The organism is Micromonospora sp. HNM0581 (genome assembly GCF_012726175.1).
GTDB lineage: Bacteria > Actinomycetota > Actinomycetes > Mycobacteriales > Micromonosporaceae > Micromonospora.
The window spans coordinates 187,769-208,809 of the sequence record NZ_JAASAD010000004.1 but is presented as its reverse complement, the minus strand read 5'-3'; the positions used below and the strand labels follow the sequence as shown (position 1 = coordinate 208,809).

The following is a 21,041-nucleotide window of genomic DNA, read 5'->3' as shown; positions in this document are numbered from 1 at the left end:
GTTCGGGGATCGAGCGTTCGGTACGAGACCGTGACCTACGGCGCGGTCAGTGAGCAACTCGGCAAAACCTCGGGCACCTCGCTGATCGTCGACGATCTCCTGCCCGAGCGTCGCCGGTGGACCCGGCAGGTGTTCCACCGGCGACCTGGGGGTGCGATGATCGGCGGCGTGACGGGGGTCGAGGAACCGGTGCGAACCGATCTGCCGGCTGCCCGCTCCACCGACGACAACGGGTTGGGGGGCCGGTTCTGGCGGTTCTGGTCTGCCTCGGCGGTGTCCAACCTGGCCGACGGGATCGTCAAGGTCGCACTGCCGTTGGTCGCCGTCGGCTACACCCGCTCGCCGTTGCTCGTGGCCGGGACCGCCACCGCCCTCAGCCTGCCCTGGCTGCTGTTCGCGCTGCCAGCCGGTGCTCTAGTCGACCGGCTCGACAGGCGTCGGGTGATGCTCGCCGCCAACACCGGGCGGGCGACGCTGATCGGCGCGCTGGCGTTGGCGGTGCTGCTCGACTCCGGGTCGATCTGGCTGCTCTACTTGGTGGCGTTCGGCGTCGGGATCGCCGAGACCCTCTACGACACGTCGGCGCAGTCGATCCTGCCGCAGTTGGTCACCCGACGCGAACTGCCCCGGGCCAATGGTCGGCTGGCCGCGGTGGAACTGACCGCCAACCAGTTCGTGGGCCCACCCCTGGCCGGTTTCCTGATCGCTGTCGGGGTGGTGTCGGCGCTCGCCGGGCCGGCGGTGCTGTGGGCGGTAGCCGTCGGGGCCCTGCTCCTGGTCACCGGCCGGTTCCGGGTAACCCGAGACACCCCGACGACGGTGCGCGCCGACATCGTCGAGGGGCTGCGTTTCCTCTGGCGGCACCGGCTGCTGCGCACCCTGGCCACGATGGTCGGCATCAGCAACTTCATCACCACCGCGATCTTCGCCGTGCTGGTGCTCTACGCGGTCGGCCCGGACTCGGCCGTGGGTCTGACCGGACCTGGCTACGGCATCCTGCTCACCACCGTCGCCGCCGGGATCGTCCTCGGTTCGGTGGCCACCGGGCGAATCGAACAGCGGCTCGGGCGGGCCCGCGCTCTCGCGGCCTCCCTTCTGGGGATGGCCGCCGTCGTCGGTGTGCCGGCCGTCAGCACCGACCCTTTCGTGATCGGCTCGGTCTTCTTCGTCGGCGGAATCCTCAGCGCCGCCTGGAACGTCATCACGATCTCGCTGCGTCAGCGGATCACCCCGGACCTTCTGCTCGGTCGGGTGAACAGCGGCTACCGAATGTTGGCGTGGGGGAGCATGCCGGCCGGCGCGCTCGTCGGGGGCCTGCTGGCCGAGGTGTTCGGTCTCCGCGCGGTGTTCGCGATCATGGGAGTGCTGACGTTGACCCTGCTGCTCGGAATGTTCGAGGTCACCGACGCCAACATCGAGGCCGCTGAACGCGACGCCGCCAACCGGGACGGGACCACCTGATCCGGCACGCGTGCGGGCGTCCGGCGCCCTGGCCTAGGATTTCCCGATGATCCGCAGCGAGTTGCCGGCCGCCGAGGTGCGGCTGCGCCCGATGACGACGGGCGACGCCGACCGGGTTCTGGCGATCTACCAGGCCGGGCTGGACGGCGGGAACGCCAGTTTTGAGACTGTCGCGCCGTCCTGGGTCGACTTCGACGCCGGTCGGTTACCGGCACACCGGCTGGTGGCGGTCGACGGGGACGGGACGGTCGTCGGCTGGGTCGCGGTGTCGCCGACCTCTTCCCGGGCGGTCTACTCCGGGGTGGTGGAGCACTCCGTGTACGTCGACCCGGCCGCCCGGGGCAGGGGTGCGGCCCGCCGGTTGCTCGACGCGCTCATCGATTCGACGGACGCGGCGGGCATCTGGACGATCCAGTCCGGTGTCTTCCCCGAGAACGCCGCCAGTCTCGCCCTGCACCGGCGGGCGGGGTTCCGGGTCGTCGGCACCCGCGAGCGGGTGGGCCGCCATCAAGGCCGCTGGCGCGACGTCGTCCTGCTGGAACGACGCAGTCCCCTCGTGAAGTGAGGGAGGGCCCTGCCACGCCTCGCACATGGCAGGGGCCCAACTCACCGCGCTACGGGTACTGCTCCAGGTACACCGGGGCGCCGACGCGGTCCATGTCGGCGGCCTCACCAACGCCGTTGACCACGTGGTCGATGGTGCCGGCGCTGAGGTTGACCGTCATGACGTGATGTAGCCGTACGCCGGGTCGCTCCGGCACCTCGAAGCCGTTCTCGGTACGGATCGACGGGTTGTTCTGGTTGAACACGTACACCCCACCACCGTGCAGGGTGTGCTGGCGGACCCGGTCGCCGACCTTGTAGCCGGCCCACCCGTTGGTCCTGCCGTTGTGCCAGTCGGCCTGCGTGGGTGGGTCGTAGGGCAGTTCGTTCTGGTAAAGGACCGTCGTGCCGTGCTCACCGTTCCAGATGGTGTTGTACCGCTGGAAGTGTTCCACGAAGAGACCGGTGGCGGTGACGTGGTCACCGTTGACGACGACGCCGTGGCGGCCGGTGTTGGTGCGCCAGCGGTCGGTGTCGCCGTTGACGCCCTCGGTGAAGCCCTCGACACCGTGGTCACCCCGCCACACCCAGGTGTGGTCGATCAGGACGTGGTCGCTGTTGACCTCCAGGGCGGTGTCCGTCTTGCCGATGTGTGGGCCGCCGACCCGGAAGTACACGTCGGAGAGCGTGATCGGGTTACGCGGGATGCTGTGGTTGCGGCCGTGCTTGCGGCCGACCCGTAGCAGCACCGGTGATTCCTCGAGGCCCGCGTCGATCGTGACCCCGGCGACGACCACACCGGGTACCCCGGCGACGTCGAGCGGGACCGCGCCGTCGACTGCGGTGAGCGTGGCGTGCCCGATGCCGAGCACGATCGTGTCGGGTCGGCGGACTTCGATGCTACGCGCGACGTCATACACCCCGGGGGTGAGCAGCAGGTGCTTGCCCCGGGCGAGCTCACGGTTGATGACCCGCACCGGGTCGGACGGCCGGGCGACGAAGAAGTCGCCGATCGGGATGGTCCGTCCCGGAGCCATCCGGACGCCCCAGGTGATGCCGCGCGTGTCGCGGCGTACGGCCGGTACCCGGACCTGGTACTTACCGTTGGCGTCGACGAACAGGTACGGCTTCTCCCGGCTCAGCGGGGTGGTGTCGAGCGTGGTGTACGGCGGCTCGGGGAACCCGGCGTCGTCGGGTGCGCCGACCACCCCGGCGAAGACCTGGTTCCACACCCCGTTGGACCAACTCTCGACCTCGCTGTTGCGGGTCAACCACTGCTGCTGGGAGCCGTTGGTGGTGGCCGGTAGCCGGGAGTCGGCGATGAAGCCGCCGCTGGCGTACTGCGGCCCGTTGGTGCAGTAGTCCATCAGGGACAGCCCACCACCACTGATGTCGAGCCGGCGCATCGACACTGCCTGGGAGACCGCCCAGAAGTTGGCGGAGGCGCGGCAGTCGTCCTGGCCGGTGGCGTTGATCCGCAGCGACAGGTTGCTCAGTGTGCGCCAGAAGTTGACGAGGGCGATGCAGTTGCCGGTGCCGCCCTCGGTGAGGCAACGGTTGTACGCCTCGACCTTGCCGTTGATGACCACGTCGGTGGGGGAGGCGCCCAGACCGGAGATCTCGGTGTAGTAACCCACCTTGATTTGCAACGGTTCCTCGGTGGTGCCGTACTGGCCCGGTCGGAACAGGTAGGCGTGCCGGGTGGCGCCCATCTCGTTGTCGACCTGCGCGGCGTGTGCCGCGTCGAGTGTCGCCTGGATCCGGCTGACCGGCATGCCCGGGTCGAAGATCGTGACGTTGGGCCCGAGGTCGGGGTTCGCCGGTCGGGGTGGTCCTGCGTTCACCGGGGTGTTCGTGGCGATCACGGCGGTGGTGAGGGCCAGCCCGAAGGCCAGTGCCCGTCCGCGTCGTTGGTGTGGTGGTGGGGTCGGCATGCGTTCGTCCTTTCCGCCGGGCGGTTCGATGGCGAGCCCGACGACACGGTCGACCAAACGGACTGAGAGCGCTCTCTCGCCCGGCCCGCCGACGGCACACTGGGCAGAACCGGGGTTCAGATGTTTCTACCCTGTACGGCGGAGCAACGGAAGAGACACACCTCAGACCTCGGGTATGCCGACGTAGTTCTCCGCGAGGCTCGTCGCGTACGCCGGGGAGGTGCTGACGTACCGCAGGGTGGCCGACATGTGCACCGTGTCGCCGGCCAGGAACAGTCGCTGACACTCAGCCGCTGCGTGCAACGCCGGCGCCATCGGGGCCACGCACCGCGACGGCGATCGAGTAGGACCGAGGGTCATCTCCTCGTGTGCCCGCGCCCAACCGCCCTCACGGATCGTCGCCAGCCTCCCGGAGCCTGCCGGCCACCAACTCGGCCACCAGCCGGTGCGTGGTGGCGGGCGGCAGATCGGCACGCCGGGCGATGTCGCTCAGAACGCCGGCACCGGGTGAGCCGGATCGAAGGCACCCGGGATGGCCAGCACCCGGGAGGTCACCGACGCACCCGGCAACCGTGTACCGCCCGCCACGACCTCCGACCTGCTCAGAACGGGTAGCGGGTGATGCCGCCCTGTACGGTCAACCACTGCGTCTCGGTGAACGCCTCCACATTCGCCGTCGCACCGCCGAAGCGGGAACCGGTGCCGGAGGAGCCGACCCCACCGAACGGTGCCACCGCCTCGTCTCCGATCGTCTGGTCGTTGATGTGCACGATCCCGCTGGGGATGCGTTCGGCAAGTGCCATCGCCTTCATCACGTCGCGGCTGAGGATGCCCAGCGACAGCCCGTACTCCGAGCTGCCGGCGAGGGCCGCGGCCTGGTCCAGGTCGGTGAACGACAACACCGGGGCGACCGGGCCGAAGACCTCCTGCGCGTACGCCGGGGTTTCCGGGGTGACGTCGGCGAGCACGGTCGGACGATAGAACAACCCGTCGTAGCGACCACCGGCGGCGAGTCGGGCGCCCGCGTCGACGCTTGCCGTGACCAGCGAGTGAATCTTGTCGCGCTGTCCCTCGTCGATGATCGGCCCGAGCGTCACCTTGTCCCTGGCCGGGTCGCCGACTGTCAGGCGGTCGGCCTTGGCGGCCAGCGCCTCCACGTAGCGCTCGGCGATACTGGCGTGCACCAGGTGTCGACCGGTGGTCATGCAGACCTGGCCCTGGTGCAGGAAGGAACCCCAGGCGCCAGCGGAGACGGCCAGGTCGAAGTCGGCGTCGTCGAGAACCACCAGCGCCGAGTTGCCCCCAAGTTCCAGGTGCGCCCGCTTCAGGTGCCGCGCGGCGGCCTCGCCGACCTTCCGACCGGCGGCGGTCGACCCGGTGAAGCTGACCACCCGTACGTGCGGGTCGGCGACCAGCGCCTCGCCAGCCTCGACGCCACCGGGCAGGACGTGCAACAGCCCTTCCGGCAGCCCGGCCTCCTCGAAGATCCGGGCGATGGTCAGACCGCCGCTGACCGCCGTGCGGAGGTCCGGCTTGAGTACCACCGCGTTGCCGAGGGCCAGTGCTGGCGCGACCGAGCGGATGGCGAGGACGAGCGGGAAATTGAACGGGGCGATGACACCGACGACACCGGCCGGTAGCCGACGGGCCAGACTCAGGCGCGGCTGGGCACTCGGGATGATCTCGCCGAGTGGGTGTGAGGCGAGCGCCGCCGCCTCGTAGCATTCCTGCGCTGCGGTGGCGGTCTCCACGCCGGCTTTCAACGGGATCGACCCCGCTTCGCGGACGATCCAACCGCTGACCTCGGCGGCGTGCTGCTCCCACAGCGCGCCCGCTCGGCGCAGCACGGCGGCCCGTTTCGTGTAGCTGGTAGCGGCCCAGGCGCGTTGGGCGGCGGCGGCACGGGCGCAGGCGCGTGTCACGTCGCTCGGATCCGCCACGCCGACCTCGCCGAGCTCCTCGCGGCTCGCGGGGGAACGGACAGTCGTGGTGCCGCCGTTGCCCTTGACCCAGCCGTAGCTGTAGAAAGTGCCGTGCCAGATGTCGGGGTCGAGCAGGTTCATGATGGTCCTCCTTGCCAGGTGGTGCGGGTTGCCGTCGTGGTCAGGGCGCGACGTCTGCGTCGCCGACCGACACGTCGAGCAGCAGGGGCTCACTCCGATCGGCCAGGGTGGGAACGACCTCGTTGAGGACGGCCAGGGGTGCGTTGCCGCCGGCCCGGCCGGCGAGGCGGTCCATGATGGCGTACCGTCCGCTGGAGAGCACCACGAACAGCACGCCGCAACCGTACCGGGCGGCGCTCCGTAGCCCCTGGATGCCGTATAGTGACGAGCCGTCGCCGAGTGCCGCGACGACCGGCCGGGCGGGGTCGCCCCTGCGGCGGCCGGTAGGCCTAAGCCGAGCCCGCCCATGGCGGCGCTGACGAAGCCCCGCGGCTGCCGGGCCGGTGACAGCCGGTGCAGGTCGGGCCGACTCGCTGGCCGGGCCGATCCACGGTGACAGCGGCTCCGTGGTGGCCGCGGTGAACGTCTCCGCCCACGCGAGCCGGGGCTCATTCGAGTCGATCCGCAGGGAACCGCTGTCCCCGTTGCTTGCCACCGCCAACCGCATCGAGGAGGACCTGGGGGCCGGGCCCCGCCGCTGAGTCCGGTCGGTCCGGTGCGGCGAATCGGTCCGGTACGGCCCACCGGCGTTCCACCATGTGGGGGGGGCGACGAACGGGGGGCGAGGTGCGCGAGCTGCTGCTGGTCATCACACTCGGCATCGTCGTGCTGGTCGGCACCACCGTCGGCGGCCGGTACCGGGTCGCCCCGCCGGTGCTGCTCATCTGCCTCGGTGCCCTGGTGGCGCTGCTCCCCCCGTTCTCGCACGTGGTCCTCGCCCCCGAGGTCGTGCTGCTGTTGTTCCTGCCGGCGATCCTGTACCGGGAGAGTCTGGCCGTCAGCCTCCGGGAGATCAGGGCGAACATCGTGGTCATCGCCCTGCTGGCGGTCGGCCTGGTCGGTGCCACGATGGTCGCGGTGGCCCTCGTCGTACAGCGTCTCGGTGTCGACCCGGCGGTGGCCTGGGTGCTCGGCGCGGCGCTCGCTCCCACCGACGCCGCAGCGGTGGCGGGGCTGGCCAGTCGGATGCCCCGCCGCCTGCTCACCACGCTGCGCGCGGAGAGTCTGGTCAACGACGGCACCGCCCTGGTGCTGTTCGCCGTCGCACTCGGTTTGCTCGGCGGAGGTGCCGCACCGACTGCCGTCGAACTCGTCGAACGGATCGGGCTGTCCTTCCTCGGTGGCGTCGTTGCTGGCCTGGTGGTCGGCACGGTGGTGATTTCGATCCGCAGACGTCTCGACGACCCGCTACGGGAAGGTGCGCTGAGTGTGCTCACCCCGTTCGTCGCCTTCTTCCTCGCCGAAAGCATCCACGAGAGTGGGGTGCTCGCGGTGGTGGTCGCCGGCTTGATGCTCTCCTTCGCCGGTCCCCGGGTGATCCGCGCCCGGTCCCGCATTCTCGCGTTGTCGTTCTGGGACCTGACCACCTTCCTCGTCAACGGCGCCCTCTTCGTGCTGGTCGGCATGCAGGTACCGAGGGCGGTGCAGAACGTCAGCAGCGTCTCCCTGAGCCAGGCCGTCGTGATCGCGCTGGTGATGGCGGGCGTGCTGGTGCTGGTGCGGATGTTGTGGCTGCACGTGACAGCCGGGCTGGCCCGGCTGGTGGACCGCCGTGAGTCGCAGCTCGCCCGCCGGGTCGGCTGGCGGGTCCGCACGGTCGCCGGCTGGGCCGGTTTCCGGGGCGCGGTGTCGCTGGCGGCGGCACTCGCCGTGCCGTTGACTGCGCCGGACGGTAGTCCGGTGCCCGAACGCGATCTGATCATTTTTGGTGTCGTCACGGTGATCCTGGTGACCCTGCTCGTGCAGGGCACCACCCTGCCGTTCCTGATGACCTGGGCGGGGCTGAGCGGTGATCCGGAACGCGTCGCGGAGACGCGGCAGGCACAGGTGTCCGCGACCCAGGCAACGCTCGACGCCCTACCCGACATCGCCGACCGGGTGGGCGCCGACCCGGAGATCGTGCGACGGCTCCGGGCCGAGTACGTGGGCCATCTCGGCGCGGTGCAGGCCGCGCCCGGGGACGACTCGTCGACCGCCCGGGAGGTCGAGCGTCGACTGCGGCTGGCCGCCCTGGAACACAAGAGACGCGAGATCACCCGGATGCGTGACCGGCGGGTGATCGACGACGCCGTGCTGCAGGAGTTGCAGGCCCGGCTGGACGCCGAGGAGATCCGCCTGCTCGGCCCCATGCCCGCCGAGTGACCGCTGATCGGCGGGCATGGGCTCGGTCCTGCCGGCGGTGGCCCGCTCACCCCGGATTGACTGCGCCGGCCGGTAGCGCGAGCGCGACCGTCAGGTCGAGCAGACTGCGTGGATCGGTGAGACGGTCGCCGTAGAGCTGGCGCAGCTGACCCATCCGGTATCGCACGGTCTGCGGGTGGACGAAGAGGTCGGCGGCGACGTCGTCACGTCGCCCCTGGTGCAGCAGCCAGGAACGCAACGTCTCGGTGAGACGCTCGGCGGTGGCGGCGGGCAGGGCGGCGAGCGGTTGCAGCATCCGGGTACGCAGGTCGGCGAGTGCCTCGACATCGGCGGTGAGCAGCAGTTCGGCCAGGTGACGCTCGGTGTCCAGAGGTTCGCCGTCGGCGGGCTGGGGGATACCGAGCGCGACCACCCGCACCACCCGCCGATAGGAGGAACAGACCCGGGCCCAGGGGCGGCACGGCCCCAGTACCGCGTTTCGCCCGTGCAGCACCCGGGCGAGCTGTCGGCGTCGGTCGCCGTGCATGTCCGGTACGAGCAGTACCGCCGTCTCCTCGCCCGGCTCGCCAACGGGCAACTCCTCGCTGCTCTCCAGGGTGTGCTCGCCGAGCAGGGCGAGTGCTCCTCGCAGCTTCGCCTGCGGCAGCAGCGCGACGGTCAGAGTCTTCGGCACCGGCCAGTCGGCCCGCTCGGCGCTGCGCAGCAGCACGTCCTCGGTCTCCCCGGCGAGCAGCTGCTGGGTGAGCCGTTCCAGGTTCCGCCGTCGGGCTCGGCCGACACTCGCCAACTCGTCGGCGTGCCCGGCGACGCTGGCGGCGGAGAGTTCGTCGATGTAGGCGAACATCAGCTCGGCGAATTCGGCGACCCTGGCGGCGGGCAGACCGGTCGCCACGGTGGCTGCGGCCAGTTCCCGCCAGGAGACCCGGGCACCCACCCGGTAGGCGGCCAGCAGCGCGTCCACGCTGCGCCCCGAGCGGGCCTCGCCGCTACCGAGCGCGTACGCGGCTTCCAGCGCCGGGACCAGTGGGGTGCTCGGGTCGTTGGCCTGCGGACGATCGGCAACCTGAGACTGTTCGAGGAGTTGCAGGAAGGTGCCCAACGCGATCTGCACCGCGGTCTCGATCTTGTCGCGCATCTGTCCGGTGAGGGTGCCGGAGTAGCTGGGTACCTCCGCGGTGATCGCGGTGACGGTCCGACCGGCCACCAGCGGTAGCCGATCACGCAGCTCACTGGCCACCCGCTGGTCCAGTTCGACGTGGGCCGCCCGATTCGTCGTTCCGGAGGGTTCCGCCACGGTTGTTCTCCCCGCACAAAAGGGATGGATCGCTTTACCTTCGCTGGCCAAGATTTTATGCCAGCGCGCAGCGACTATCGTCGTATGACCGCCACCGTCCCGCGACCGGGCCCGACGAGATCTTTTCGGCGCCGCCTGTGGCGGCTCGCCGAGACGGTGACCACCCCGGTTCTGCCCAGCGAATACCTCGACCTGGTCGCCCCGCTACGAGCCGGCGCCGATCTACGCGGCCGGGTCGTCGCCGTGCACCCGGAGACCCCGGACGCGGCGACGCTGCTGATCCGGCCCGGGCGCAGCTGGCGTGGCCACGTCCCCGGCCAGTACGTCCGGCTCGGCGTCGACGTCGACGGGGTACGCCAGTGGCGGGCCTACTCGGTCACCTCGGCCCCCGGCCGGCGGGCCGACCCGATTTCGGTGACGGTGAAGGCGATCCCCGACGGCGTGGTCAGCAACCACCTGGTCCGCCGGATCCGGCCGGGCACGATCGTCCAGCTCGATCAGGCACGCGGCGACTTCGTGCTGCCGCAACCGGCACCGTCGCGGGTGCTGTTCCTCACCGCGGGTAGCGGCATCACACCGGTGGCCGGAATGCTGCGTTCAGGGGCACTGGCCGGCAGTGACGTGGTGCTGCTGCACTCGGCACCCACCGCGGCGGACGTGGTCTTCGGGGCGGAGCTGCGCGGTCTCGCCGAACGCGGCGCCATCCGCCTCATCGAGCGGCACACCGAGGTCGAGGGCCTACTCGACGTGGCCGAGCTGGACACCCTGGTCCCGGATCACCTGGAGCGCCGGACATGGGCGTGTGGGCCACTCGGGCTGCTCGACGCGGCGGAGACGCACTGGTCGACCCGTGGCCACGCCGAGCGGTTGCACACCGAGCGGTTCCGTCCCACGGTCATCACCGCCGGTGACGGCGGTGCCGTCACCTTCACCCGCTCGTCGGTGACCGTGCAGGCCGCCGGCGAAACGCCGCTGCTGGACGCCGGCGAGGACGCCGGGGTGCTCATGCCGTCGGGCTGCCGGATGGGCATCTGCTTCGGCTGCGTGCTGCCACTGCGCCAGGGCGCGGTTCGCGACCTGCGTAACGGCCAACTCACCACCGCCCTGCCGGGTGACGGCGTGCGCGTGCAGACCTGTGTGTCTGCCGCCGCCGGCCCGTGCGAACTCGAGATCTGATCGGAGACCGACCGACGTGACCGTCATGCAGAAGAAGGCCACCAACCCGATCGCCCACCTGACCGCCGAGGACATCGAGAACCTCGGCAGGGAGCTCGACGCCCTGCGGGAACGGGTGGTCGCCTCCCGGGGCGAACGGGACGCCGCGTACATCCGAAAGGTCATCTCGACGCAGCGGAAGTTGGAGATCGGCAGCCGGGTCGTGCTGCTGTTCTCGCTGTTTCCGCCGGCCTGGGTCGTCGGCACCGCCGGGCTGTCGGTGGCGAAAATCCTGGAGAACATGGAGATCGGGCACAACGTCCTGCACGGCCAGTGGGACTGGATGCGCGATCCGAAGATCCACTCGACCAGCTGGGAGTGGGACCACGTCGCCCCCGCCGACCAGTGGAAGCAGTCGCACAACGAGCTGCACCACCGGTACACCAACGTGATCGGCAAGGACAACGACCTCGGTTACGGCATCATGCGGGTCGACGAGGACCAGCCCTGGCACCCGGCCCACCTCGGGCAGCCGCTCTACAACTTCGTCAACGCGTGCTTCTTCGAGTACGGCATCGCCGCCTACGACCTCGACCTGGGCAACAAACTGAAGAACGGGGGACACAAGGACCCCGAGTTCCGCACCAGGCTGCGCGCGGTCGGCCGGAAGATCCGCCGCCAGTTCCTCAAGGACTACCTGCTGTTCCCCCTGTTGTCCGGCCCGTCGTTCCTGCACACCCTCGCCGCGAACTTCACCGCGAACCTGATCCGCAACCTGTGGAGTCATTCGGTCATCATGTGCGGGCACTTCCCGGACGGGGTGGAGACCTTCGAGAAGACGTCGATCGAGGGCGAGACCCGAGGTGAGTGGTACGTGCGGCAGATGCTCGGCTCGGCGAACATCAGCGGCAGCCGGCTGATGCACATCATGACCGGTAACCTGTCCTTCCAGATCGAGCACCACCTCTTCCCTGACCTGCCGAGCAACCGCTATCAGGAGATCGCGCCGGAGGTACGGGACCTGTTCGACAGGTACGGGCTGAAGTACACCACCGGCTCGCTGCCCCGGCAGGTCTTCTCCGCGTGGAAGAAAGTCTTCCGGCTGGCCCTGCCGAACCGCCGCCAGCCGGTACCCCCGGCCAGCCCGCTCGACGGCACCCCCGACCACCCCACCCCGGCCCTCATCGCCGCCTGACCTCGCACAACCGACGACTTCAGGGTCCGTACCGTTCGAGTCCGCAGCGCGTGCCGCGCCGCCCCGATCGCACCTCACCTGTGTCTGACCGGGGCGCGCCGCCGTCACGGTCGCAGCAGTACGGGGCCCGCGTCGATCCGGGTCCGGAACAGGGCGTATGGCTTGCGCCGCAGGTCCCGGCCGCGATTGAACGGAGGCTGCCGGTGCACCTGGTTGGCGATGATGTAGAGGTGCCGGTTGGTCGCCACGCTCAGCGTGTCGGGCCAGAGCAGGCGGGCGTCGTGCACCACGGTCTCGTACTCGCCGTCAGGGTGACGTCGTAGCACTGCGTTGTGCTCGTAGTTGGTGAGGTAGAGGCGGCCGGCGTCGTCGGACTCCAGCCCGTCGGCAGCGCCGCCCTTGTCGCCCTCGTCGATCACTGTCGCGGCGACCTCCGCGTCGCTCAGGGCGCGATCGGCGAGGGCGTCGGTGGCGACGCTGTACCAGCGGCGGGTGGCGAGGGCGCAGTAGTACAGCCGTGCGCCGTCGGCCGAGATCGCGATGCCGTCGGCACCGACGCCCACCGGCATCGGCGGGGCGTCCGGGGGACGGACCAGGAACGGGCGCCCCTCGACCACTGGCCGAAAGTCCGCCAGCGGCTCGGCCTTGGTCGACGGGTGGTCGTTGAGCCGCCGCCACGACGTTCCGTTGGCCAGGTCGACCACGATGATCGCATTGGGGGCGTTCTCGGCGGAGTCGGTGATGTACGCCAGCCCGGCCTCGCCGCGCCGGAGGTCGAAACGCACGTCGTTGAGGTAGGACGTGGGCAGCACCACCTCGGGCGGGAAGGTGATCACCTGAGCGACGGTGTCGGTCTTCAGGTCGACGCGGACCATCTTCGGCCCGCCGGGTGAGGTCGGCTGGAACATCGGGCTGCCGGTGTCGAGCACCCAGAGCCGGTCGGCCGCGTCCACCACCACACTCTGCACCGACACGAACGCCGAGGGGTCGTCGTCGCCGGACGGCGTGTTCCACTGCAGGTCGGGATAGGGAATCTCGCGACCACGACGCAGTTCCACCACGGTTGCGGTCACCTGGTCACCCCACCGGGGAAAGTTCACGAAGATCCGACCACGGTGTGACACCGTCACCCCGGTCGGCATCGGGCCTCGGAACCGGTGCACCACCTCCAGCTTGCCGACCGGTTCGTCGGTGGGCAGTGCGTAGCGCATGATCGACCTCCTGTCACAACCAGGGATCAACTGATCTCTCTACGTCTATCATCGCAAAGCGGGCGACGAGCCGGGGCTGGTCGTCGCCCATCCGACCCGCAAACGAGGGGAAATCATTTCGTCACCCAATCGTCATGTTTCCGCGCGGTCTCCGCCACCTGACCCCGGCAGGGTGGGACCTCGACCTCCTTGACCTGGGAAGGAGCACGCCATGGCCGTCGTGCTGGATGACCATCTGGTCACCCTGACCTGTGACAACTGCGGCGACACGGTCGCCGGGCCGCGGATGCCCTCCGACACGGAGGTGGTGTGGCCATTGGTGTCCGAGCACGGCTGGAGCGGATCCCCGCTTGCCGAGGGCCCGCACCGCTGCGCGCACTGCACCCAACTCGGCCCCGCCGCTGCCGGTGTGCCCGGCGGTATCCTCGGCATCGAACACCTCGGCACCGTGACAGTGGTGACCGTCGCCGGTGACGTCGACCTCGACACCGGTGACACCCTGGGCCTGGCGTTGCGACACGCGGCGGACATGGGTGGCCACATCCTGGTGGACCTCGGCCGCACCGATCTTCTGGACTCCACCGCTCTCGGGCTGCTCGTACGGGCCCACCGAGGTGTCGCCGAACGCGGCGCGATGCTGTGCCTGGCGTCGAACTCACCGCTGATCCGACAGGTGCTACGGGTCACCCGGCTGGACGAGGTGTTTCCCGTCGCCCGCACCCGCGCCGAGGCGCTGGCCCTCCTGCAGGGTCGCGCCTCGCAGGAGGCCCCGGCGACCTCGGCATAGGCGGGGGCCATGAGCTGAACGGTGCCGTGACGATCGGCCGACGTCACCGACCGCGCTGTGGCCGGCCAAGTCGACGACTGCGTGTTCGGCCCGTCCACGGAGCCGGTGCCGGGCGCCGTGGACGGGCCGAAGTTCAGCGGCGGCGCCGGTGTGCGACCAGCCGTAGTGCGTTGCAGACGTCGGTCACGCCCTCCACGTCCCAAGCCAGTTCACCTGCCGTGCGGCGGGCCTCGGCGCTGCCCACCAGGCCGGTGAGGATCACCACCCGGTTCTGCACCATCACCGTGATCTGTTGCCTGCGGGTCGACCAGTCGACACTCAGCCGTTGGGCGACGAGTGCGGCGAGCCGGACATCCTCGTCGTGGTGTTGCGGCTCGTCCCACAGCGCGCGGAAGGAGTTGTCGTCGGGCATCGGCCAGGGCCACGGCATCACCACAGCGGTCTCCTTCGTCGTACGTCGGCGACCCGACGCGCCGTCCCGATCGCCCACCACCTTGCGCAACGACCTTGGAGTCGACCGCACGGTTGGATGACAGTTGCATGACAGATCCCGCTGGTGATCAGTCGGCTGAGCTCAGGCGCGGGCAACGGTGCCCGGCCCGCGCCTGACAGAATCGGCGGGACTGACTGTGACGCGACGGACAAGGAGGAGACATGAGCGACTGGAACGACAAGATCATCGCTGAGTTCCGCGCCAATGGCGGGCAGGTGGGCGGTCAGTTCGCCGGTGCACCGTTGCTGCTGTTGCACACCGTCGGGGCCAGAAGCGGTCAGCCTCGCGTACATCCGATGATGTACCAGAAGGTGGACGGCGGCTACGCCGTGTTCGCGTCCAAGGCCGGTGCGCCGACCAATCCCGACTGGTACCACAACCTGCTCGCCCACCCTCGGATCCAGGCGGAGATCGGTACCGACACCGTCGACGTGGTCGCCCGGGTGGCCACCGGGGACGAGCGGGAGCGGATCTGGAGTGCGCAGAAGGCCGCCTACCCGGGCTTCGCCGACTACGAGCGGCAGACCACCCGTCTGATTCCGGTCGTCGTACTGGAACCGTCCGGGTGCTGATCGGGAGGTTCTGTCATGCGGGCCTGGCGTCCTCCGACCAGAACCTCCCGATCCACCCTTCTGTCAGCCCCGCTGACGCTGGGTGCGGTAGCGGGAGATCAGGGCGGCGGTGGAGGAGTCCAGCCCGGTCAGGTCGGCCTGGTCGCCGGTGAGCAGCGGCGCTAGTTGGTTCGCCATCACCTTGCCCAACTCGACACCCCACTGGTCGAACGGATTGATGCCCCAGATCACGCCCTCGGTGAGCACGATGTGCTCGTACAGGGCCACCAGTTGGCCGAGTGTGGCCGGGGTGAGCCGGTTGGCCACGATCGAGGTGGTCGGATGGTTGCCGGCCATCACCTTGTGTGGCACCAGGCTGGCGGCGGTGCCTTCCGCCGCGACCTGTTCGGCGGTCCGGCCGAAGGCCAACGCCGCGGTCTGGGCGAAGAAATTCGACATGAACAGGTCGTGCATGTCGCCGATGTCGTGGTTCGGCTCGCTGAACGCGATGAAGTCCGCCGGAACCAGCCGGGTGCCCTGGTGCAGCAGCTGGTAGAAGGCGTGCTGGCCGTTCGTGCCGGGCTCGCCCCAGAAGATCTCCCCGGTGTCGTACGACACCTGACGGCCGTCGGTGCGTACCGACTTGCCGTTGCTCTCCATGGTCAGCTGTTGCAGGTACGCGGGGAACCGGTGCAGGTACTGTGAGTACGGCAGCACCGCGTGGGTCTGCGCACCCAGGAAGTTGGTGTACCAGACGTTGAGCAGGCCGAGCAGGACCGGCGCGTTGGCCGTCAGCGGCGCGGTACGGAAGTGCTCGTCCACGGCGTGGTAGCCGGCCAGCATCTCGTCGAAACCTGCCGGCCCGACGGACAGCATCACCGACAGTCCCACCGCCGAGGGCAGTGAATACCGGCCACCCACCCAGTCCCAGAAGCCGAACATGTTGGCCGGGTCGATGCCGAAGTCCGCCACCCGCTGGGCGTTGGTGCTGACCGCGACGAAGTGACGGGCCACCGCGTCGGTGCCGGCGTCGAGACCGGCCAGCAGCCAGCGTCGGGCCTGCTCGGCGTTGGCCAGGGTTTCCTGGGTGGAGAAGGTCTTCGACACCACCACGAACAGGGTGGTGGCCGGGTCCAGGTCGTTGGTGGTGTCGTGGATGTCGGTGGGGTCGATGTTCGACACGAAGCGGCAGCTCAGCCCAGCGTCGCGGTATGCCTTCAACGCCTCGTACGCCATCACCGGCCCCAGGTCCGAGCCACCGATGCCGATGTTGACCACGGTACGGATCCGCTCACCGGTATGCCCACGCCACTCGCCTGAGCGCACCTTGCCGGCGAACTCGGCCATCCGCCTCCGTACCGCGTGCACGTCAGCCGCCACGTCCTGCCCGTCGACGGTGAGCGTCGCGTCGGCCGGCAGCCGCAGCGCGGTGTGCAGCACCGCGCGGTCCTCGGTGCCGTTGATGTGGGCACCGGCGAACATGGCGGTGATCCGGTCGGTCAGCCCGACCCGTTCGGCCAGGGCGGTCAGCAGGCGCACCGTCTCGTCGGTGACCAGGTTCTTGCTGTAGTCGACATAGAGGTCGGCCACCTCGACGGTCAACCGTCGGCCCCGATCGTGATCGGTGGCGAACAGGTCCCGCAGGTGGGTCAGGCGGATCTCGTCGGCGTGCCTGCGTAGGGCCTGCCACTCGTCGGTGCTGGTGACGTCCGCAGCCATCGGTTCGATCGTCTCCTCGCAGGGGGGTCGGGCACGTCGTCGGCCTCGTCCCGGCCGACCGTGTGACCAGACTGCCACACGAAGATCGGCTCGCCGGCCCGACACCAGGACTGTCGCGGTGGCGGGTCACACAGCCGGATGATCGGCCAGTTCCGGTGGCACCAGGGTGGATCGTGCGACACGGCCGGGGTGACGATCCGCAGGGATCCGGGCGCGGTACGCGAGCACCCGGCGAGTCCCCGGGGTCCGGTGCGTGCCGGCCGCCGGGACCGGGCATGGTGGTGGCATGACGACGCCGGCATGGAGCGCCCCCGCAACTGTCCCCGCAGCACCCGTCGCCGGCTCCGGCGTACGGCAGACACTGCTGGTGCTCGGCGCCAGCGGTGACCTGACTGGGAGGCTGCTGCTTCCCGGACTCGGCCGGCTGGTGGCCACCGGAGCCGTGCCTGGCCTGCGACTGATCGGCAGCGGCATGGACGGCTGGGACGATGAGCGCTGGCGACGCCGGGTGGCCGAGTCGTTCGGGGCCGTCGGCGCGGTGGGCCCGACGGAGTCCGAGGTGATCCGCGACTCGCGCTACGTGGCAGCCGACGTGACACGCGAGGAGGACCTGCGGTCGCTGCTGGGCTGCTGTACCGGGCCGCTGGTGATCTTTTTCGCGCTGCCGCCGTTGGTGACGGCCCGTTCGGCCGCCGCACTGGCCCGTATCGGTGTGCCCCCCGGCACCCGGCTGATGCTGGAGAAGCCCTTCGGTGTCGACCGGATCTCGGCCCGCTCACTCAACGAACTGCTGGCGACCCTCGTGCCGGAGAACCAGGTTCACCGGATCGACCACTTCCTCGGCAAGTCGACGGTGCTCAACCTCCTTGGCCTGCGCTTCGCCAACCGGATCTTCGAGCCGGTGCTCAACTCCGCGCACGTGGCCTGCGTGGACATCGTCTTCGACGAGACCCTCGGCCTCGAAGGGCGGGCGGGCTACTACGACGGTGCCGGCGCACTCGTGGACATGGTGCAGTCCCACCTGCTTCAGGTGCTGGCCCTGCTCGCCATGGATCCACCGCCGACGTTACGGGCCGAGGAGGTGCGGGGACGCAAGGCGCAGGTGCTGCGGGCCACCCGACTGTGGCGCGACGATCCGTCGACCGCCAGCCGACGGGGCCGGTACACAGCAGGCGAGATCGATGGGCGGCGGCTGCCGAACTACACCGACGAGCCCGGCGTCGACCCCGTGCGGGGTACGGAGACACTCGCGGAACTCGCGGTCACGGTGGACACCTGGCGCTGGGCGGGAGTGCCGTTCCGGCTGCGTTCCGGCAAGGCGGTGGACGCCGTACGCAAGGAGGCGGTCATCACCTTCAAGCAGCCGACCCGGGTGCCCGACGGACTGACCGGCTACGAACAGCCCGACCGGCTCCGGATCGGTTTCGGTCCGGATCGGCTCGGCCTGGACCTCAACATCAACGGTCCCGGGAACCCCTTCGCGTTGGAGCAGGTGAACCTGACGGCGGACTTCGGTCCGGGTGATCTTCCCCCGTACGGCGAGGTGCTGCGTGGCGCCTTCGAGGGTGATCCGACCCTGTCGGTACACGCCGACGTCGCCGAGGAGTGCTGGCGCATCGTGGAGCCGGTGCTGACCGCCTGGAAGGCCGGCGCGGTGCCGCTGCAGGAGTATGCGGCGGGTTCCGCTGGGCCGGCCGACTCGCTCGTCGTCTCGGTGCCCGAGGTGGCCTGAGCCCGACCCCGGACCAGTGTGGCCCCGGGGCGTACGCCCCGGGGCCACGATCAGGCGGGTTTGACTCAGTCGTCGCCAGCGGCGCGTTGCCGGTCCGCCTCGGCATCGGCAGCGCCGACAGGGGTCGGATCGGTGTCGCGGCTGGCTGTGGCCAGATCGATGTCAGCACCGGCTCGCGCGGCATCGGCCGCAGCGTCGTCCGCGCCGATCAACTCGGTGCCGGCATCGCGGCCGTCGGCGACCAGTTCCTCGGGGCCGGTCAGGGCAGTCGGCAGGTACCTCGGGTCGGTCGTCATGTCGTCCTCCTCTCGGTGTCCGGTAGGTACCCACCGCGTGTCGCCGGCACACCGCGACCTGCTGCGGGGCGTGTGGGGTCGAGCTGCCCGGAAGTGCCGCGGCTCACCTCGTCGCGACGCGCGGCAGCGTCGCGGTGACGGTCCAGCCCTGGCCGTGGTCCGGCCCGGCGTCGGGCGTGCCGCCGAGCGCCCGTCGAGTCGGACGTGAACCGGGTCTTCGCCAAGCTCAAGGTGCACTCCGCCCGGCCACCCGAGGTGGCGATCCGCGGCCGACCGCACCACCATTGCCGGTGGTGCCGGCACCGGCACCACCGGACAGTCGCAGGGGAGTCGCAGCAGTGAGTTCATCCGAGAAGTCCACGTCGACGGTCCGCCAGTTGCGGCTCGTGGTGCAGGCCGACGACTACGATGCGGCGGTGCGTTTCTATCGCGACGTGCTCGGTCTGCCCGAGCAGGCCGCGTTCTCCGGCGCGGACGAAGCCCAGGTGGTGATCCTGGACGCCGGACGGGCCACACTGGAGATCGCCAACCCGGCGCAGAAGCGCATGATCGACGACGTGGAGGTGGGGCGTCAGGTCGCCCCGCGCATCCGGGTGGCCTTCGAGGTGGACGACACCGCCGCGACCACCGACCGGCTGGTCGCGGCCGGCGCCGAGCAGGTCGCACCACCCACCACCACGCCGTGGCAGTCGGTCAACGCCCGCCTCGACGCGCCGGCCGGTCTGCACATCACCGTGTTCCAGGAGCTGCGTACGCTCGACGAGCGTGCCGCGCTCGACGGATTCGGCACCGACGCGGCCGGTTCCCCACCCACTGGAGACGACGCGGGCCGGTGACCGGACGGCCGGGCCGCCGGCACCGTGCTCAGTCGGCGGCCGGCTTCGGGGTGCCGCAGAGTTTGGTGCCGGGCGGTATGACCTCCTCGTCGCTGTGGATGACGTACGGCGGCGGCCCCAGCTTGCCGGACGGGTCGATCGGCCTGACGTCGATCAGGCTGAGGAACTTGTTGATCACGTCCACCACCGGGGCCAGGATCGTGTAACCCACGCCGTACGAGGCTCGGACGCCGATGCCCACGCCCCGGCAGACCGCCAGCGGTGCGCCCAGCGCCGACCCGATCGTCGTCGCGTAGGCGGTCGACACCTCGAAGAACAGGCCGGCCTTGAGCACGAACGCGCTGAACCCGACGTCGAACCGGACCTGATGCTCGATGAGCAGGCCCATCACCCCGACCGGCACCCCGCTCAGCGAGTTGATCAGGCTCTCCTTGCGCTTGAAGTTCTTGCTGACCTGCGGGCCGAACGTGCCGTTGGCGTAGCCGTAGCCGAGCGAGCCGGCGAGGGAGAACTCACCCTTGCCCTTGATGGTGCCCACCTTCGCGCCGAACGCGGTGGTCACCTTCACCGTCTGGCTGACGGTCAACGCCAGCGGTACGCCGAGCACCGTGCCCATCGGGATGCTGAAGTCCACCGGGATGGGAAGCACCGTCCGGATGTTCTGCCCGTCCCGGAGACCGGCCTCGAACGAGTAGCGGATGCCGAAGCCGCCGCTGATCGACAGCTCCGCCCGGGTCACCGAACCACCCCTGATGTTCAGGTGGAAGTCCGCCTCCGGCTTGGCGAAGGTCAGCGCGGCCCGCCCGGACAGTTTCGTACCGTTGCGGTGGTAGTGGAAGCTGACCTCCGCGCCGTCGTTGAGGCTGACACCGGTGGAGAAGTTCGCGACGACCGTCCTGACCTCGCCACCGCCCCGGCTCGGCGGCGGCTGGTTCGGCCGGGGCGGTGGCGGGGCTAGCCGCGCCGGCCCGGCCCGACCGGCGCGGCCGGTGGGCGTGGCGCCCAGGGCGTCGGCCTCCTCCTCGGACATCGCCCAGATCGGCTCACCAGCCTGGTAGACGACCGGGTTGTCAATAACGATGCCGCGCTGCTCCAGAGTGCCGTCACGGATCACGTCGGTGACAGTTACCGGCCCGATCGTGACGAGCAGGTCACCACCGTCGCGCTGCACATCGAGCACCCGGCCGACACCACGTCCGGTGACGAACATGACCTTGCCCGGAGCAAGGTCGGCGGCCCGGGGGGCGTCACCGTCGAGCCGCCAGGTCAACCCGTCGGCGGTGACCGACCGGACCGAGCGGCCGCCCCCGCCGACGAGAACCACATCCGGCTGGTACGTCAGGTCGGGATGCGGCGCCGGTGCCATCCCGTAGCGCAACGCGGACTCACTGTACGGGTCTTCGTCGCTGGCCGGATCGCCCGAGAACCGGCTGCCGCACCCTGTCGTGGCCAGCGCGAGGACCACGGTGAGGACAGCCGAAACAACCTTACGCACCGGGACTCCTCGTCGGATCGGGTCGGCGGCACCTG

General features: G+C 70.0%; 20 protein-coding genes. 10 read left to right on the top strand and 10 right to left on the bottom strand.

Features of this window, described 5'->3' with window-relative positions:
• Positions 1-30: 30 nt before the first annotated feature.
• Both HCA58_RS08265 and HCA58_RS08260 read left to right on the top strand, forming a co-directional pair.
• Complete coding sequence (locus tag HCA58_RS08265) at positions 31-1,461, top strand: MFS transporter (RefSeq protein WP_346775912.1); 1,431 nt, start codon at positions 31-33, stop codon at positions 1,459-1,461.
• Between the two features lie 46 nt (positions 1,462-1,507).
• Positions 1,508-2,026, top strand: coding sequence for a GNAT family N-acetyltransferase (locus HCA58_RS08260; RefSeq protein WP_169597162.1), 519 nt, complete (start codon positions 1,508-1,510; stop codon positions 2,024-2,026).
• Between the two features lie 49 nt (positions 2,027-2,075).
• On the opposite strand, the gene HCA58_RS08255 is transcribed toward HCA58_RS08260, so the two are convergent.
• The 4 genes from HCA58_RS08255 to HCA58_RS23425 all read right to left on the bottom strand — a co-directional run bounded on the left by HCA58_RS08255 (position 2,076) and on the right by HCA58_RS23425 (position 6,215).
• On the bottom strand, positions 2,076-3,938 hold the full coding sequence (locus HCA58_RS08255) for an adenylyl cyclase (protein ID WP_169597161.1): 1,863 nt from the start codon (positions 3,936-3,938) through the stop codon (positions 2,076-2,078).
• Positions 3,939-4,100: 162 nt separating this feature from the next.
• Complete coding sequence (locus tag HCA58_RS08250) at positions 4,101-4,253, bottom strand: hypothetical protein (protein ID WP_169597006.1); 153 nt, start codon at positions 4,251-4,253, stop codon at positions 4,101-4,103.
• Positions 4,254-4,540: 287 nt separating this feature from the next.
• Positions 4,541-6,001 (bottom strand): benzaldehyde dehydrogenase, encoded by a 1,461-nt coding sequence (locus tag HCA58_RS08240; protein ID WP_169597160.1) that lies wholly within the window; start codon positions 5,999-6,001, stop codon positions 4,541-4,543.
• Between the two features lie 40 nt (positions 6,002-6,041).
• Positions 6,042-6,215, bottom strand: a complete 174-nt coding sequence (locus HCA58_RS23425; RefSeq protein WP_240955771.1) for a hypothetical protein — start codon at positions 6,213-6,215, stop codon at positions 6,042-6,044.
• 169 nt (positions 6,216-6,384) lie between these two features.
• On the opposite strand from HCA58_RS23425, the gene HCA58_RS08230 reads away from it, so the two are divergent.
• Both HCA58_RS08230 and HCA58_RS08225 read left to right on the top strand, forming a co-directional pair.
• Positions 6,385-6,582 (top strand): hypothetical protein, encoded by a 198-nt coding sequence (locus HCA58_RS08230; RefSeq protein ID WP_346775919.1) that lies wholly within the window; start codon positions 6,385-6,387, stop codon positions 6,580-6,582.
• Positions 6,583-6,667: 85 nt separating this feature from the next.
• Entirely contained in the window at positions 6,668-8,242 is a 1,575-nt protein-coding gene (locus HCA58_RS08225) for a Na+/H+ antiporter (protein WP_346775911.1), read from the top strand.
• Positions 8,243-8,288: 46 nt separating this feature from the next.
• Here the strand turns inward: HCA58_RS08225 and HCA58_RS08220 are convergent, their stop codons facing one another.
• A complete protein-coding gene (locus HCA58_RS08220) occupies positions 8,289-9,536 on the bottom strand; it encodes a helix-turn-helix domain-containing protein (RefSeq protein ID WP_169597158.1) in 1,248 nt (415 codons plus the stop codon).
• A gap of 84 nt (positions 9,537-9,620) precedes the next feature.
• Between HCA58_RS08220 and HCA58_RS08215 the strand changes: the two genes are divergently transcribed.
• Positions 9,621-10,712: a ferredoxin reductase gene (locus HCA58_RS08215; RefSeq protein WP_169597157.1), complete on the top strand. Its 1,092-nt coding sequence runs from the start codon at positions 9,621-9,623 to the stop codon at positions 10,710-10,712.
• A 16-nt stretch (positions 10,713-10,728) separates the two neighbouring features.
• The gene (locus HCA58_RS08210) at positions 10,729-11,886 is read left to right on the top strand and encodes an acyl-CoA desaturase (RefSeq protein ID WP_169597156.1); all 1,158 of its coding nucleotides are present in this window, start codon (positions 10,729-10,731) and stop codon (positions 11,884-11,886) included.
• Positions 11,887-11,990: 104 nt separating this feature from the next.
• On the opposite strand, the gene HCA58_RS08205 is transcribed toward HCA58_RS08210, so the two are convergent.
• Positions 11,991-13,097, bottom strand: a complete 1,107-nt coding sequence (locus HCA58_RS08205) for an L-dopachrome tautomerase-related protein (RefSeq protein ID WP_169597155.1) — start codon at positions 13,095-13,097, stop codon at positions 11,991-11,993.
• 211 nt (positions 13,098-13,308) lie between these two features.
• Between HCA58_RS08205 and HCA58_RS08200 the strand changes: the two genes are divergently transcribed.
• Positions 13,309-13,884, top strand: a complete 576-nt coding sequence (locus tag HCA58_RS08200; RefSeq protein ID WP_169597154.1) for an STAS domain-containing protein — start codon at positions 13,309-13,311, stop codon at positions 13,882-13,884.
• Between the two features lie 133 nt (positions 13,885-14,017).
• Here HCA58_RS08200 and HCA58_RS08195 read toward each other — a convergent pair whose 3' ends face one another.
• Positions 14,018-14,314 (bottom strand): BON domain-containing protein, encoded by a 297-nt coding sequence (locus HCA58_RS08195; protein WP_169597236.1) that lies wholly within the window; start codon positions 14,312-14,314, stop codon positions 14,018-14,020.
• 224 nt (positions 14,315-14,538) lie between these two features.
• On the opposite strand from HCA58_RS08195, the gene HCA58_RS08190 reads away from it, so the two are divergent.
• Positions 14,539-14,949, top strand: a complete 411-nt coding sequence (locus HCA58_RS08190; protein WP_169597153.1) for a nitroreductase family deazaflavin-dependent oxidoreductase — start codon at positions 14,539-14,541, stop codon at positions 14,947-14,949.
• 63 nt (positions 14,950-15,012) lie between these two features.
• Here HCA58_RS08190 and pgi read toward each other — a convergent pair whose 3' ends face one another.
• Positions 15,013-16,647: a glucose-6-phosphate isomerase gene (pgi, locus tag HCA58_RS08185; protein ID WP_169597152.1), complete on the bottom strand. Its 1,635-nt coding sequence runs from the start codon at positions 16,645-16,647 to the stop codon at positions 15,013-15,015.
• A gap of 286 nt (positions 16,648-16,933) precedes the next feature.
• Here pgi and HCA58_RS08180 point away from each other — a divergent pair, with 286 nt between their 5' ends.
• Positions 16,934-18,379: a glucose-6-phosphate dehydrogenase gene (locus HCA58_RS08180; RefSeq protein WP_169597151.1), complete on the top strand. Its 1,446-nt coding sequence runs from the start codon at positions 16,934-16,936 to the stop codon at positions 18,377-18,379.
• 65 nt (positions 18,380-18,444) lie between these two features.
• Here the strand turns inward: HCA58_RS08180 and HCA58_RS08175 are convergent, their stop codons facing one another.
• Positions 18,445-18,675 (bottom strand): hypothetical protein, encoded by a 231-nt coding sequence (locus HCA58_RS08175; protein WP_169597150.1) that lies wholly within the window; start codon positions 18,673-18,675, stop codon positions 18,445-18,447.
• A 338-nt stretch (positions 18,676-19,013) separates the two neighbouring features.
• Here HCA58_RS08175 and HCA58_RS08170 point away from each other — a divergent pair, with 338 nt between their 5' ends.
• Positions 19,014-19,511, top strand: a complete 498-nt coding sequence (locus tag HCA58_RS08170) for a VOC family protein (RefSeq protein ID WP_346775910.1) — start codon at positions 19,014-19,016, stop codon at positions 19,509-19,511.
• A 28-nt stretch (positions 19,512-19,539) separates the two neighbouring features.
• Here HCA58_RS08170 and HCA58_RS08165 read toward each other — a convergent pair whose 3' ends face one another.
• Positions 19,540-21,006, bottom strand: a complete 1,467-nt coding sequence (locus HCA58_RS08165; RefSeq protein WP_169597149.1) for a hypothetical protein — start codon at positions 21,004-21,006, stop codon at positions 19,540-19,542.
• Between the last annotated feature and the right edge of the window lie 35 nt (positions 21,007-21,041).

What these genes read in the sequence shown, in the direction of transcription:
- HCA58_RS08260 (WP_169597162.1), top strand. Translation starts at nt 1,508, where the DNA reads ATGATCCGCAGCGAGTTGCCGGCCGCCGAGGTGCGGCTGCGCCCGATG.
- HCA58_RS08255 (WP_169597161.1), bottom strand. Translation starts at nt 3,938, where the DNA reads ATGCCGACCCCACCACCACACCAACGACGCGGACGGGCACTGGCCTTC.
- HCA58_RS08250 (WP_169597006.1), bottom strand. Translation starts at nt 4,253, where the DNA reads ATGGCGCCGGCGTTGCACGCAGCGGCTGAGTGTCAGCGACTGTTCCTG.
- HCA58_RS08240 (WP_169597160.1), bottom strand. Translation starts at nt 6,001, where the DNA reads ATGAACCTGCTCGACCCCGACATCTGGCACGGCACTTTCTACAGCTAC.
- HCA58_RS08215 (WP_169597157.1), top strand. Translation starts at nt 9,621, where the DNA reads ATGACCGCCACCGTCCCGCGACCGGGCCCGACGAGATCTTTTCGGCGC.
- HCA58_RS08205 (WP_169597155.1), bottom strand. Translation starts at nt 13,097, where the DNA reads ATGCGCTACGCACTGCCCACCGACGAACCGGTCGGCAAGCTGGAGGTG.
- HCA58_RS08200 (WP_169597154.1), top strand. Translation starts at nt 13,309, where the DNA reads ATGGCCGTCGTGCTGGATGACCATCTGGTCACCCTGACCTGTGACAAC.
- HCA58_RS08195 (WP_169597236.1), bottom strand. Translation starts at nt 14,314, where the DNA reads ATGCCGTGGCCCTGGCCGATGCCCGACGACAACTCCTTCCGCGCGCTG.
- HCA58_RS08190 (WP_169597153.1), top strand. Translation starts at nt 14,539, where the DNA reads ATGAGCGACTGGAACGACAAGATCATCGCTGAGTTCCGCGCCAATGGC.
- pgi (WP_169597152.1), bottom strand. Translation starts at nt 16,647, where the DNA reads ATGGCTGCGGACGTCACCAGCACCGACGAGTGGCAGGCCCTACGCAGG.
- HCA58_RS08180 (WP_169597151.1), top strand. Translation starts at nt 16,934, where the DNA reads ATGACGACGCCGGCATGGAGCGCCCCCGCAACTGTCCCCGCAGCACCC.
- HCA58_RS08175 (WP_169597150.1), bottom strand. Translation starts at nt 18,675, where the DNA reads ATGACGACCGACCCGAGGTACCTGCCGACTGCCCTGACCGGCCCCGAG.